The organism is Dactylosporangium fulvum (genome assembly GCF_025137375.1).
GTDB classification, from domain to species: Bacteria; Actinomycetota; Actinomycetes; order Mycobacteriales; family Micromonosporaceae; genus Dactylosporangium; species Dactylosporangium fulvum.
Genome location: NZ_CP073720.1, coordinates 10,449,980 through 10,463,843 on the forward strand (window position 1 = coordinate 10,449,980; position 13,864 = coordinate 10,463,843).

The window sequence follows — 13,864 nt, forward strand, 5'->3', positions numbered from 1 at the left end:
TCGGACTACTTGGCCGCGGTCACCTTGACGGTGAAGACGGCGGCGACCTCCGGGTGCAGCTTGAGCTGCACCTTGTAGTCACCGACCGACTTGATGTGGCCGGGCAGCTCGAGGCGGCGACGGTCGATCGCCGGGCCGCCGGCCTGCTGGACGGCGTCGGCGATCTCGGCCGGCGTGACCGAGCCGTAGAGCCGGCCGCCTTCGCCGGCCCGGACGGCCAGCTTGACCGAGAGGCCTTCGAGCTGGCCCTTGACCTCGTTGGCGTGGCCGAGGTCGCGGATCTCCCGGGCCGAGCGGGCCCGCTTGATCGTCACGATCTGCTTCTCCGCGCCCTTGCTCCACGGAATCGCGAACCCCTGCGGCAGCAGGTAGTTGCGCCCGTAGCCGTCCTTCACCTCGACGACGTCGCCGGGGGTGCCGAGGCCGGAGACCTCCTGCTTGAGAATGATCTTCATGTCAGCCCTCCCCTAGCGCGCGGTCGCGGTGTAGGGGAGCAGTGCCATCTCGCGCGCGTTCTTGACGGCGCGCGCGATCTGCCGCTGCTGCTGGGCGGTCACACCGGTCACCCGCCGGGCGCGGATCTTGCCCCGGTCGGAGATGAACTTGCGCAGCAGCGCGGTGTCCTTGTAGTCGATGTAGGCGATGCCCTCCTTGTCGAGAGGGTTCACCTTCTTCTTCGGTTTGCGCAGGGCCGCAGCCTTCGCCATTGCTCTTGCTCCTGATGCCTTAGAACGGGGGCTCGTCGTCGAAGGATGAGCTCGACCTGCCGCCACCACCGCCAGCGGCGGCCGGGGTCGCGCTGGCCCACGGGTCTTCGTTGAACCCGCCGCCAGCGTTTCCACCGCCACCACCGCCGCCGAAGCCGCCGCCACCGGAACTGCGCGACATCTTCTGGACCTTGGCGGTCGCGTAGCGCAGCGAGGGGCCGATCTCGTCGACCTCCAGCTCGATGACGGTGCGCTTCTCACCCTCGCGAGTCTCGTAGGTCCGGGACTTGAGCCGTCCGGACACGATCACCCGGGCACCACGCTGCAGCGACTCGGCGACGTTCTCCGCCGCCTGACGCCACACCGTGCAGGACAGGAACAGCGGCTCGCCGTCCTTCCACTCGTTGCTCTGGCGGTCCATGAACCGGGGGGTGGAAGCCACCCGGAACTTGGCGACCGCGGCTCCTGATGGAGTGAAACGCAACTCAGGGTCGTCGGTCAGGTTGCCGATGACCGTGATCGTGGTGTCTCCCGCTGCCATATGAGTCAACTCCTCGCGCGCTGGTGTATGGCCACGATGTCACAGGGGTCTGACAATTTCCCTGGACACACGGCGAAGCAGATCGATCTCGCCCGGTCCGCTTTAGCGGACTTCGGGCCGGATGACCTTGGTGCGCAGCACGGACTCGTTGAGTCGCAGCTGACGGTCCAGCTCCGCCACAGACTCCGGCGAGGCCTGGAGGTCGATGACGGCGTAGATGCCCTCGGTCTTCTTGTTGATCTCGTACGCGAGGCGCCGGCGGCCCCACACGTCGAGCTTCTCCACCGAGCCACCCGACGTCCGGATCACGTTGAGATACGTGTCGAGCGACGGGGCGACGGTGCGCTCCTCGAGACTTCCGTCGAGGATCACCATGATCTCGTAATGACGCAAGACGTTCTCACCTCCTACGGGCTAAGCGGCCGCGGTCCGTCCGCGGCAGGAGGTCATGCGTCGTCGACCGCACCCAGGCGGTCGACCGAACCAGAGTACACACAGCGTGCACATGGAAAGACCGCGGGGCGCGTCATCCGCTTCTTTGGGTGGGACCTGGGGAGGAACGACCACACCGGTGCGTTGGATGACTGCGCCCCGCGGAGCTAGAAAAATTGTACCTTAAGCGAAGCTCGCGCGGGTTGACCGCTGGGCAATAATAGCCCGAATTGCGGCGATTCCTACGCCTACCGCGCAGACCGTCGCGACCAGAGCCAGCAGGCCGGTCGGGGCGTTGCGGACCGGACCGGTCGCGGCCACCGGCTGCTCCACCATCACCCGGTCCTCGGTCGGTGCACTCGGCTCGGCACCGACCGCCGGCGCGGCGGTGGCGTCCGGCCCGAGCAGCGACGGGTCCGCCGGCTCCGTGCCGGTGGTCTCCGAGCCGCCTGTCGCGCCGGCGCCGGATGTCGCGCCGCCCTGGGTCCGGCTCGACCGGCTGGACGGCCCGGTGCTCGTCTTGCCCTTGATCGCGTTGCTCGCCGCCGAGGCGGCGGCGCCCGCGGGACCGGTCGGCGTGGCCGGCTTCGCCGACGGCGCAGCGGCCGCGGGCGCGCTGGTCACGCCGACGGAGACCGGCTTGAACTGCTCGACGACGCCGACACCGCAGGAGAAGGTCATCGCGACCTCGACCGCCGGGCCCTTCCGGAACACGACAGGCACCGCCTGGTTCGGCTGCACCGCGGAGACGGCCTTGCCGTCGACCTTGAGGGTCGCGTTCTGCCCGAGACGGTTGACGAAGTTCACCCGCGACTCGGCCGGCACGCTGACGGTGCCGGCGTTCGGCTCGGACTTGCAGATCAGGAGGCTCAGCACGCTGCCGCCGCTGAACTCCACGGTCGGCGTCGCGGGTGCGGCGCTCGCCGGGCCTGCGCCAGCGGTGAGGGCTGCGGCGACGAGCGCCGCGGCGGCCGCGACGATACGCTTCCCGGTCTTCGGCGCGCGGCGACTCGAGCGGACTGCCGAACGGTGTCCAGACAAGGTAGCCATCCAAGGTTGGGGATCGACTGGGGGTCATTCCATCGAGCCACACGATCACGGACGCGATCACGAGCGGCTACGTGCGTAACGACCCGGCGGACAGGACGGTGACGGAAGCACCGCATTCCGGACGCTTCGGTCGTTACCCTCCCGCCCGGGTCGCGCGAAGTGTCAGCCCCACGTCGTAGGCTCTGCGGCATGCGAATCGGTGCTCACGTCGACCCCGCTGAGCCACTGGCCGAGGCCGCCGCGCGTGGTGCGGACCTCGTCCAGTTCTTCCTGACCGACCCGCAGGCCTGGACCGATCCGAAGGACCGTGCCGATGCGGAGGCGCTGCGGTCGTCGGAGGTCGACGTCTACATCCACGCGCCATACCGGATCAACGTCGCCTCCTCCAACAACCGGATCCGCATTCCCAGCCGCAAGCTGCTCTTCAGCCATGCGCAGGGTGCGGCGAAGGTGGGTGCCAAGGGCCTGATCGTGCACGGCGGTCACGTCGAGAAGGCCGACGGTCTCGCGGCCGGCTTCGACAACTGGCGCAAGACCTTCGCCTACGCGGCCGAGCAGGGAGGATTCGCCATCCCGGTGCTGATCGAGAACACCGCCGGCGGCGACAACGCGTGCGCACGCCGGTTCGACTCGCTCGCGCGCCTGTGGGACGCGGTGGGTGACTACGAGGTGGGTTTCTGCCTCGACACCTGCCACGCCCACGCCGGCGGGGAAAACCTCCTCGACATCGTCGACCGGGTCAAGGCGATCACCGGCCGGATCGACCTCATCCACGCCAACAACTCCCGCGACGGGTTCGACTCCGGCCGCGACCGGCACGACAACCTGGCCGCCGGCGAGATCGACCCGGAGCTGATCGTGGCGGTCATCCGGGCCGCCGGTGCGCCGGCCCTGGTCGAGACGCCGGGCGGTGCGGAGGGCCAGGGAGCCGACATCAACTATCTGCGGGAGCGATTGGCGTGACCAACGTTTCGTCGGAGCCCACGGTGTCGGAGCCATCGGACGAGGAAGCATCGGCGACCACCGGGGAGGAGCCCGAGAAGCCTGGCGAGCCGGAGAAGGCCGATCCGGAGGCCGCCACCGGCAAGAGCGAGGCGGGGGAGCAGAAGCCGGACAGCGACCCGTTCGAGGCGTTCGCCCCGGTGCCCGAGGCGGTCCCCGGCCGCGCCCGGCGCATCTCCACGCGGGTCGCCACCGGTGCCGGCCGGTTCCTCGGGCACGAGTGGACCCTGGCCGCGATCGGCTCGGTCCTGCTGGCCGCGCTCATGACCTGGCCGACGCTGAAGCACCCCGCCTCGACGATCCCGCAGGACATCTGGGATCCGACGCTGCAGGCCTGGCAGATGTCATGGGCGGGGCACGTTCTCACCACCGACCCGGCCCAGTTGTGGAACGCCAACGCGTTCTTCCCGAACATGTACGGCTACGCGTTCTCCGACACCCTGCTCGGCTACGCGCCGGCCGGCATGATCGGCAGCGGCCCGGTGGCCGCCGTGGTCCGGTACAACATCATCTTCGTCCTGATCTTCGCACTCGCGTTCTTCGGCGCCTACGCACTGGCCCGCCAGCTCGGCGCCGGGCGCACCGGCGCGGCGGTGGCGGGCGCGGCCTTCGCCTACGCGCCCTGGCGGCTCGGCCAGGCCGGCCACCTGCACGTGCTCTCAATCGGCGGCATCGCGCTGGCCCTGGCCATGCTGGCCCGTGGGCACGGATTCTCGCTCACCAAGGGCTATGAGCCCGACAAGCGGCGCTGGGGCTGGGTCGTCGCCGGCTGGCTGGTGGCCGCCTGGCAGATCAGCCTGGGCTTCGGCATCGGCATCCCGTTCGCATACGTGCTGCTCGGCATCGTGCTCATCACGGCGGTGCTGTGGGGCTACCGGCACGTCCGGGTGTGGGCGGTCAGCAGGCCGTTCGGCTGGAAGCTCTTCCTGGCCAACCTCGGCGGCGGGCTCGCGTTCGCCGCCGTCGGCGCGCTGATGGCCTACCCCTACCTGCAGGTCCTCAAGCAGCACCCCTATGCGCGGCGCAGCGAGGAGATCCTGTCGCTGTTCTCGCCGCCGATCCAGGGCTTCTTCATCTCGCCGCCGGAGTCGTGGCTGTGGGGCGACGCGTATGCGAGCGCCCGGCAGTCGCTCACCTGGGCACCCGAGATGGCGCTGCTGCCCGGCTTCTTCCTCTACGGCCTCGCGTTCGCCGGCCTGTTCGTCTCCACATGGCGGATCCGGCACCGGGTCTACCTCGGCATCGGTGTCGTCGTGTCGATCATGCTGGCGATGGGCACCCGCGGTCCCGGCGACGGCGAGTTCGGCTACCTGGCGCTCTACCGCGCGCTGCCGGGCTTCGACGGCATCCGCACCTCCGGCCGCCTCATGGTCTGGACGACGCTGTTCCTGGCGCTGCTCGCGGCGGGGGCCGTCAGCGCGTTCGCCCGCCAGGCGGTCGAACTGTTCGCCGACCGCACCCAGACCGACGTCGGCACGCGGGCCGGCTTCTGGCCCCGGTTCGCCACACTGATCCCGCTGGTCCTGGTGCTGATCGAGGGCCTGCACATCCCCTACCCCACCAATCCGGTGGTGCCGAAGGCGCCGCTCGCCATGAGCACGCTGCAGGGCCCGCTGATGGTCCTGCCGACCGACGAGCTCACCGACATGAACATCATGCTGTGGAGCACCGACGGCTTCCCGCAGATGGTCAACGGGGGCAGCGGCTTCACCCCGCGCGGCCAGGAGCAGCTGCGGCTGACCATGCAGCAGTTCCCCGACGAGGCCAGCGTGACGGCGCTGCGCGACCTGAAGATCCGCACCGTGGTGGTGATCCGCAGCCGTGCGGTGGGCAGTTCCTACGAGCGCGCCATCGACGCCCCGATCGACGGCCTGGGCCTGGACCGCACCGAGCAGGGCGACGTGGTCCTGTACAAGCTCACCGACTGATGGGTTTGACCTTGGAGGATCGCGGCCCCGGGAGGGGCCGAGACGTTCCAAGGTCAAACTCCGTTCCATGCGGCAAGACCGCCTTCTGCAGAAAGCCGACGACCGCGCTGCCGCGGGTCGTCGGCTTTACAGACCGGTCCGCGTGAAACTCAGCCTGCCTTGACGAGTTCGCCGGGTTTGTCCTCCTCGGCGGGCACTCGGTCGCTGTAGACGCCGCCGTCCGGGTCCTTGCCCTCGTACGTCGTCCGGACCACGTCCTGCTCCGGGTTGCGGATCTCGCGGATCACGAAGCCGACCAGCACGCACAGCGTGACCAGCCGCAGGATCGAGGCGAGCACGAAGACACCCTCGGGGAACACCTGCCGGCCGGACGCTCCCATGAGCTCGCCGTAGAAGGACACGAAGTAGAGGACCTCCGCGGCCTGCCAGGCGAGGAACGCCCCCCAGCGTGGCCGGGCGAGGATCGCCAGCGGGAGGAGCCACAGCACGTACTGCTGCGACCACACCTTCCCGGTGATGAGGAAGGCCGCCACGATCAGGAACGCCAGCTGGGCGAGGCGTGGCTCATGACGCGCTGTCAGGCCCAGGATCAGAATGCCGATGCAGGAGATCACGAAGAGCCCGAGATAGAGGATGTTGAGCGTGGAGTGCTCGGGATCCTGGTCGAGCTGTTGGAAGAAGGGGAAGCCGTACTGGCCTGAGCCGCGCGGGAAGTGCGCCCCGATGTACCACAGCGTGCCCCAGTCGATGCCGCGCTCCGAGTTGAACTCGAAGAACCGCAGCCAGGAGTCGCGGTAGAGCAGGGCGATCGGCACGTTGACCGCCAGCCAGGCGACGAGGCCGGTGCCCACGGTGACGAAGAAATCACGCCACTTGCCCGTGCGCAGGCTGAGCACCAGGAACGCGCCCAGGATGAGCATCGGGTAGAACTTCGCGGCGGTCGCCAGTCCGAGGAACAGGCCGGCGAGCACGGGTTTTCGCTTGGCCCAGTAGGTCATCGCGATGGCCGCGAGCCCGACGGTGAAGAGGTCCCAGTTGACGGTCGCCGACACGAAAAGCGCCGGCGCCAGCGCAAACATCGCGGCGTCCCAGGGCCGGCGGCGCCGCACGGCGAGGATCGCACCGACGGCCGCGACGCCGAAGGCGCCGAGCACGATCGCGTTGAGGTCGTAGAAGGTCTGGCCCTCGTTGCTGACCACGCCCTGCTGGCCGAGGCTGTGCACCGGCAGGCCGAGGACGCCCATGAACGCGCCGGTCAGGACCGGGTACTCGACGGGGTGGTCGGCGTAGGGGACCTTGCCCTCGTTGAGGCCCTCCGCGTAGTACAGCGCGAGGACATCCGTGTAGCAGAAGTACTTGTACTGCTCCATGTCCGCCCAGGCGGCGTCGCGGCAGGGGGACTTCTGCATCCAGTGGAAGCTCAGCATGGCGCAGACGAGCAGGAGCACCACGCGGGCCGGCGTCCAGAACCGGCCGCCACCGGGCATGCGGACCGGCTGTCGCACGGCGTGGTCGCCGAGGGGGCCGCCGATCGACTCGGACAGGCCACCGACGAAGCGGTCGGAGTTGGCGGGCTCGTCGCTCAGACGCTCGGGGCGCACAATCGGCGGCATCGGATCACCGTACCGTCGCCGGCTCGGAAGCGGGGGCATGCCCGGCCCGGTCGCGGGCCGGGGACCGGATCGGCAGGACGAACAGCAGGGCCACGAACAGCAGCAGGTACCAGTTCTTGATCAGGAAGCCCGGCACGCCGTCACCCCATGGGTGGACGGGCAGGCCCTGCTCGAACCACGACACCATCCCGAGCCCGACGGTGACCGTGATGATCACGGCGAACGCCAGATGTTTCCGCGAGGCCGTCACCAGCACGACCAAGGCGGGGACGAACCAGTACAGGTGGTGGGCCCAGGTGATGGGGCTGGCCAGGCAGCCGACGATGCCGGCCAGGGTCAGGCCGACGACCTCGTCACCCACAAGGGCCGCCTTGCGGGCGCGCCACAGGCCGTAGCCGGCGGTCGCGAGCACGAGCAGCACCCAGGCGATCCGGTTCGGCGGCGAGTCGATACGGGCGAGCATGCCGAAGAGGGACTGGTTGAAGGTGTAGGCGGCGTTGCCGATGCCTTCGCCCTTCCACAGGACCGTCGTCCAGAAGTCCCAGGAGGCGCGCGGCGCGATCGCCGCTGTCAGCAGGGTCGCGCCGGCCGCGCTGGCGATCGCGGTCAGGCCGGCGCGGTACCGGCGGCTGACCAGCAGGTACACGATGAAGATCGCCGGAGTCAGCTTGACGGCGGCGGCCAGGCCGATGAGCACGCCCGCCCACCGGCTGCCGCGAGGCAGCAGGATCAGCAGGTCGGCGAGGATCAGCACGACGAGCACCATGTTGATCTGGCCGAACGTGTACGTTTCACGGATCGGCTCCAGCGCGCTCACCACGGTCAGCGCCAAAACCATCGCGAGGATCTTGTCGCGGGCGACCGGCGCGACCAGCCAGTAGGTCGTGAGGACGACGGCGGCGACGGTGAGCACGGCGTAGAGGGTGACGGCGCCGCCCCATGGCAGCGCGCCGAACGGCACGAGGACCAGGGCGCCGAACGGTGGATAGGTGAAGCCGAGGGCGCCCTGCGTGTCGTCCGGTTTGGTGAAGTCGTAGAGATCGTGACCGTCCAGCCACCAGTTGACGGCCTGCCGGTAGATGCCGAGGTCGAAGAACTGGTGCCGGTTGCCGTACCACCAGTGCCCGTAGGCGACGAGTGCCACGAGCAATGCGAGCAGCACCCATCGGACGGCCTTCAGCCTGCCCGCCTCCAAAACGCTCCACCCCCAACGACGGCGGCCACGGTCCCGGCGAACATACCGCCGGAGCCGTGGCCGCTCATCTTCGACCCTCGATCAGCGTCTTCGGGTAGGGCTGGTCGTCGGGATGATCCCGCCACCGTTGCCACCGCCGTTACCGCCCTGACCCGGGCTGGGGCTACCCGGGTTTCCGGGTAAGCCCCCGTTTCCGCCTCCGGGGATGTTCGGATCGCCGGACGTGCCTGGCAGCGGGATGCTCGGCGCCGGCGAGACACCCGTGCCGACATCCTTGTGGCCGACATACTTTGGCGCCGGGAACTTGACGACCGGCATCTTCATCGCGGTGAGTGCGCCGTCGAGGAAGTCGCGCCAGATCGGGCCGGGCAGGTTACCGCCGATGATCGGCGAGCCGTTCTTGTTGACGATCTTCTGTTCCTCGGCCTTGTTGCCCACCCAGACCGCGGCCGCGAGACCCGGCGACTTCTTGTTTGGATCGTAGGCGCTGTAGCCGACCATCCATGCGTGCGCGTTGCTGGTGGTCTGGCCGAGCTGCCACGTTCCGGTCTTGCCCGCGAGCTGGCGGCCGTCCTTGAGCTTCAGGTTGTAGTGCTTCGGCACGCCCTGGAGCACCGTGTTGAGGTCGTCGGCCATCTGGTCGGTGAAGCCCGGGATCCGGGTCGGCTTGATCACCTCGCCGTAGGTCTTCTTGCCCTCGGTCCACACCTCCTTGAGGAAGTGCGTCTTCGCGGCGAGACCCCGCGCGCCGAAGGTGGCGATGCCGCCGGCGTGCTCGAGGACCGTGACCGGATACTGACCGAAGGCGACCTCGGTGTTGAAGTAGGTCGGGAAGACCTCGGAACCCTTCTTCTGCACCAGGTCGATCTTGCTCGACTTGTACTTGTCGGTCTGCGGGTCCTTGACGGTCGCCCACATCTCGGTGATGCCGGCGGCGCGCGCCGTGTCGATCACCTTCGCCGGCCCGACGAGCTCGGCGAGCGCGAAGAACGGGACGTTGAGCGACTTGACGGTGACCTCTTCCAAGGTGCACCACTTGCCGGAATGCGACTTGCAATCCGGCGAGCTGGTAGTGCCCTCACCGGCGTTCTTGACCGGGTTCTTGCTCGTCCGGCCGCTGTTGGGGAACTCCTGCGGCGAGTCGCCGTTCCAGTAGGAGTCGATCTTGTAACCGTCTATGAGGCCGGTGGCCAGCGTGTAGACCTTGAACGTCGAGCCCGGCGGGTGGGCACCGAAGCAGCCGTCCCCGCCGTCGCCGAGCACCGGGTCGTTGTAGCAGCCGGCATAGTCGGCGCCGGTGCCCTTGTCCCCGCCGTAGTAGGCCTTCACCGCACCGGTGCCCGGCTCGACCGCAACGAGCGCGGCCTGTAGGTTCTTGGGCTGATCGTTCATGTTCGACTCTTTGTTGCGGCTCGCCTCACGCACGGCGATCTGCTGGACGACATGGTCAACCGTGGTGACGATCTTGAGACCGCCGTTGCGGATCCGATCGAAGTTCTTCTTGCCGTCGGAGTCGGTGTCCTCGTAGAGCAACTTCCCGGTCGTCGGGTTGGTCAGCGCGGCCACCTCTTCGAGCACGTGGTGCACGATGAGGCCCTCGGGCTTGTCCATGCTGCCCAGGGTCTTCTTCGCGTTTTCACGGGCCTGGGCGGGTGTCAGGACCTTGCCCTCCGGGTAGGCCATCTTCGTGTCCGCCTCGGCGGCCGGCACGAAGTTGAGCTTGACCATCTGGCCCTTGATGTAGTTGAACCGGTTGAGGGCCTGCTGCTTGTCGATGTTGGGGTCGAAGGGGCTGCCGCCCTTACCGCCTTCGGGGTTCTTGATGATGCCGGCGAGGACCATGCCCTCCGCGATCGTGAGCTCCTTGGCCGGCTTGCCGAAATACGCCTGAGCGGCCGCCTGGATGCCGTACGAATTTCGCCCGAAGTAGACGACGTTGAGGTACATCTCCATGATCTTGTCTTTGTCGTACTGCCGGTTCAGCTTGAGCGCGATGACGGCCTCGCGCAGCTTCCGGGCGTAGGTGACGTCTTCGAGCTCGGCCCACCGCCGCGCATATTGCTGGCTGATCGTCGACGCACCCTGCCGTTCGCCACCGGTGACGTTGTTCCAGGCAGCGCGGACGACGCCTTTGTAGTCGACGCCGTCGTTGGTGTAGAAGGTGTTGTCCTCGGCCGCGACGACCGCCTGCTGCACGTGCTTGGGGATATCGTCGATCGAGACGACCGTGCGGTTCTCGTCGCCGATCCGGGCCATCGGGGTGACCCCGTCGGCGTAGTAGATCGTGGTCGACTGCTTCATCGTGAGGTCTTCGGGCAGCGCGACCTGGTCGAAGTAGTAGGTGCCGCTCACCATGCCGATGCCGGCGATCATGATGAACGCGGCGATCGAAGCGATGAGGATGTTGCGCCGGCGCCGCTTCTTGGCCTTGGCGCTGGTGCTCGCGGCACCCTTGCCCTTGCCGCCGGGGCCGTTGGAGATGATGTCGCCGGGTGGGTCGGCGATCCCTTCGGCAGGTGCTCCGACCCGCACCGAGGCACGCGCGACCGCGGCGCGGCCGGAGGAACCCGCGGCACCGGCCACCGGCACTGACGCGGAGGCGCGAGCGGACCCGGAGGCGGCCGCTCGTGGGGTGACGGAGGCGCGGGCGGTGGCCGGCTCACCGCTGACCGGCGAGCTGGGCGGGGACACGCTCGCGCGGCCCACCTGCGCACGCCCGACGGTGGCCCGGCCCGCCGAGCCTGTCGGCGGCGGCTCAGCGCGCTTGATGGAATCATCTGGTCCCGGCGTGGAACCGGGAACCTGTGCGCGGCCCGAAGGGGGGTTGTCCGGGTCACCGTAGTTCATTCGTCCCACCTTGCCGGTTGCGTCGTTGTCGCATGCTCCGTCGCCACCATGTCTGTGAGCTGAGCCACTTGTCGATCGGCCGGCGCGGGGTGGCCTCCTTGCCGCGTGCCGGCGGGATGATCAGGGCGTCTAAGGGATAGGTCCTGTCGACGTGACAACGCTCTGCCACGGCGATCAGGTTCACTCGGCCGCCCCTCCTCGGATCCGGCTCGACCGGCCGTCGGCCCCGTCGTCCGGATCCGCCAGGCCATCGCGACCCAACAGGTATTGCTCCACGAGGTGGTTCCAGCCGCAGTCCCGGCACACCTCGACGACGTAGACGTGAAACTCACTCAGCGTCATCGCCAGCAGTGACAGCTCGGCCAGGCGACGGGCCTGACCGGACGACTGCCGGAGCTCATCCCCGTAGATGTAATGCACGTGGGTGAGGTTTTCCCGGCGGCATACCGGGCACAGCTCCTCGGTCGGCTCACCGTGGAATTTCGCTGCGCTCTTCAGGTATGGCGATGCGTCGCACACTTCATAGGTGCCGACGCGGCCGGAGTGCACCTCACGCAGCAGGGCGCGTCTCCGCAAGGAGAAGTCGACGACCTGACGCTGCGTTCGCATGGGGCCGAGGGTACGCGGTCAGGCGCCACACGGCGACCTCGGTCACGATAGGTAACCGTCCGATAGACGACCAGCGGTGTGGGCTAGGCCACTCGGGCACTCACGTTGCATCCGTTCGGTCAGCGGCCTACCGTTCGATGTATCGGACCGATACATCGGGCCGGTTACCGGAAGGAGGCCAGGAATGCTCGAGTTGGCGATCCTCGGCCTTCTCCACGAGTCCCCCATGCATGGTTACGAGCTCCGCAAGCAGCTCACCACCAAGCTGGGCGCGTTCCGTTTCGCGATCAGCTACGGCTCCCTCTATCCGACGCTGCGCCGGCTCCAGGCGAGCGGTTGGATCACCGAAGGTGCGCCGGCGACGGGCATGCCGACGTCCACCGAAGACGTGCCCCTGCTCACCGGCAAGCGGGGCCGCGTGGTCTACACGATCACCGCGGAAGGCAAGGAGCGCTTCCAGGAGCTGCTCGGCGCCGCCGGTCCCGAGACCTACGAAAGTGAGGCCGGTTTCGGGGTGCATTTCGCGTTCTTCGCCCGCACCGACCCCGCGACCAGGCTGCGGATCCTCGAGGGCCGTCGCCGCCGCGTCGAGGAACGTCGGGAGGGTCTGCGCGACGTGCTCAATCGGGCCGCCGAACGGCTCGACGCCTACACCCTCGAGCTGCAGCGTCACGGGCTCGATGCGTGTGAACGCGAGGTTCGCTGGCTCGAAGAGCTCATCGCGAACGAACGCAGTGGCAAATCTCCTCAACCGCCTTCGGCAGAAGGTCCGGAGCGGTCATCGTGAACAACAAGAAGGGGGCATCCGCGATGAGCTCCGTCCGCGTTGCCATCGTCGGCGTCGGTAACTGCGCCTCGTCCCTGGTCCAGGGCGTGGAGTACTACCGCAACGCCGACCCGAACGACCGGGTACCGGGTCTCATGCACGTCAAGTTCGGCGACTACCACGTCGGTGACGTGCAGTTCGTCGCCGCGTTCGACGTCGACGCGAAGAAGGTCGGCCAGGATCTCGCGGCGGCGATCAGCGCCAGCGAGAACAACACGATCAAGTTCTGCGATGTGCCGCCCACCGGCGTGACCGTCCAGCGCGGCCCGACCCTCGACGGCATGGGCCAGTACTACCGCGAGATCATCGAGGAGTCGGACGAGCAGCCGGTCGACGTCGCCGCCGCGCTCCGCGAGGCGCAGGTCGACGTCGTCGTCTCCTACCTGCCGGTCGGCTCGGAGGAGGCGGACAAGTTCTACGCCCAGGCCGCGATCGACGCCGGCTGCGCCTTCGTCAACGCCCTGCCGGTCTTCATCGCCTCCGACCCGGTGTGGGCCAAGAAGTTCGAGGACGCCGGCCTGCCGATCGTCGGTGACGACATCAAGAGCCAGGTGGGCGCCACGATCGTCCACCGCGCCCTGGCGAAGCTGTTCGAGGACCGCGGTGTCGAGCTGCTCCGCACGTACCAGCTCAACTTCGGCGGCAACATGGACTTCATGAACATGCTGGAGCGCACCCGCCTGGTCTCGAAGAAGATCTCGAAGACCCAGTCGGTGACGTCCCAGATCCCGCACGAGATGGTGAAGTCGGACGTCCACATCGGCCCGTCGGACCACGTGCCGTGGCTCGACGACCGCAAGTGGGCCTACATCCGCCTCGAGGGCAAGTCCTTCGGCGACACGCCGCTCAACGCGGAGCTCAAGCTCGAGGTCTGGGACTCCCCGAACTCGGCCGGCGTCATCATCGACGCCCTCCGCGCCGCGAAGATCGCCAAGGACCGCGGCATCGGCGGCCCGATCCTGTCGGCGTCGAGCTACTTCATGAAGTCCCCGCCGGTCCAGTACAACGACCACGACGCACACGAGTCGGTCGAGAAGTTCATCAAGGGTGAGGTCGAGAGCTGAGGCTCGCCCTTCAGGACGCGGGCGCCCCTTCCGACTTCGACGCGGGAGGG

The 13,864-nt window shown here is 68.2% G+C and carries 13 protein-coding genes; 4 read left to right on the forward strand and 9 right to left on the reverse strand.

Annotated features, from left to right (window positions below; translation table 11 throughout):
- Positions 1-5: 5 nt before the first annotated feature.
- From rplI to Dfulv_RS48205, 5 genes are all read right to left on the reverse strand, one after another.
- Positions 6-455 (reverse strand): 50S ribosomal protein L9, encoded by a 450-nt coding sequence (gene rplI / locus Dfulv_RS48185; protein WP_259860493.1) that lies wholly within the window; start codon positions 453-455, stop codon positions 6-8.
- A gap of 12 nt (positions 456-467) precedes the next feature.
- On the reverse strand, positions 468-707 hold the full coding sequence (rpsR, locus tag Dfulv_RS48190; protein WP_033359945.1) for a 30S ribosomal protein S18: 240 nt from the start codon (positions 705-707) through the stop codon (positions 468-470).
- A gap of 19 nt (positions 708-726) precedes the next feature.
- Positions 727-1,248, reverse strand: coding sequence for a single-stranded DNA-binding protein (locus tag Dfulv_RS48195; protein WP_259860494.1), 522 nt, complete (start codon positions 1,246-1,248; stop codon positions 727-729).
- A 102-nt stretch (positions 1,249-1,350) separates the two neighbouring features.
- Entirely contained in the window at positions 1,351-1,641 is a 291-nt protein-coding gene (rpsF, locus tag Dfulv_RS48200) for a 30S ribosomal protein S6 (RefSeq protein ID WP_259860495.1), read from the reverse strand.
- 222 nt (positions 1,642-1,863) lie between these two features.
- A complete protein-coding gene (locus Dfulv_RS48205) occupies positions 1,864-2,730 on the reverse strand; it encodes a hypothetical protein (RefSeq protein ID WP_259860496.1) in 867 nt (288 codons plus the stop codon).
- A gap of 189 nt (positions 2,731-2,919) precedes the next feature.
- Between Dfulv_RS48205 and Dfulv_RS48210 the strand changes: the two genes are divergently transcribed.
- Together Dfulv_RS48210 and Dfulv_RS48215 are read left to right on the forward strand one after the other, a co-directional pair.
- Positions 2,920-3,693 (forward strand): deoxyribonuclease IV, encoded by a 774-nt coding sequence (locus tag Dfulv_RS48210; RefSeq protein ID WP_259860497.1) that lies wholly within the window; start codon positions 2,920-2,922, stop codon positions 3,691-3,693.
- A gap of 23 nt (positions 3,694-3,716) precedes the next feature.
- A complete protein-coding gene (locus Dfulv_RS48215) occupies positions 3,717-5,660 on the forward strand; it encodes a hypothetical protein (RefSeq protein ID WP_259860498.1) in 1,944 nt (647 codons plus the stop codon).
- Positions 5,661-5,809: 149 nt separating this feature from the next.
- Here the strand turns inward: Dfulv_RS48215 and Dfulv_RS48220 are convergent, their stop codons facing one another.
- The 4 genes from Dfulv_RS48220 to Dfulv_RS48235 all read right to left on the reverse strand — a co-directional run bounded on the left by Dfulv_RS48220 (position 5,810) and on the right by Dfulv_RS48235 (position 11,924).
- Positions 5,810-7,273 (reverse strand): glycosyltransferase family 87 protein, encoded by a 1,464-nt coding sequence (locus Dfulv_RS48220; protein ID WP_259860499.1) that lies wholly within the window; start codon positions 7,271-7,273, stop codon positions 5,810-5,812.
- Between the two features lie 4 nt (positions 7,274-7,277).
- On the reverse strand, positions 7,278-8,435 hold the full coding sequence (locus Dfulv_RS48225) for a glycosyltransferase 87 family protein (RefSeq protein WP_259860500.1): 1,158 nt from the start codon (positions 8,433-8,435) through the stop codon (positions 7,278-7,280).
- Positions 8,436-8,549: 114 nt separating this feature from the next.
- Positions 8,550-11,315, reverse strand: a complete 2,766-nt coding sequence (locus Dfulv_RS48230) for a transglycosylase domain-containing protein (RefSeq protein ID WP_259860501.1) — start codon at positions 11,313-11,315, stop codon at positions 8,550-8,552.
- Positions 11,316-11,495: 180 nt separating this feature from the next.
- Positions 11,496-11,924, reverse strand: a complete 429-nt coding sequence (locus Dfulv_RS48235; protein ID WP_259860502.1) for a DUF5318 domain-containing protein — start codon at positions 11,922-11,924, stop codon at positions 11,496-11,498.
- A gap of 184 nt (positions 11,925-12,108) precedes the next feature.
- On the opposite strand from Dfulv_RS48235, the gene Dfulv_RS48240 reads away from it, so the two are divergent.
- Both Dfulv_RS48240 and Dfulv_RS48245 read left to right on the forward strand, forming a co-directional pair.
- Complete coding sequence (locus Dfulv_RS48240; RefSeq protein ID WP_259860503.1) at positions 12,109-12,711, forward strand: PadR family transcriptional regulator; 603 nt, start codon at positions 12,109-12,111, stop codon at positions 12,709-12,711.
- Between the two features lie 23 nt (positions 12,712-12,734).
- Entirely contained in the window at positions 12,735-13,814 is a 1,080-nt protein-coding gene (locus Dfulv_RS48245) for an inositol-3-phosphate synthase (protein WP_259869721.1), read from the forward strand.
- Positions 13,815-13,864: the final 50 nt, after the last annotated feature.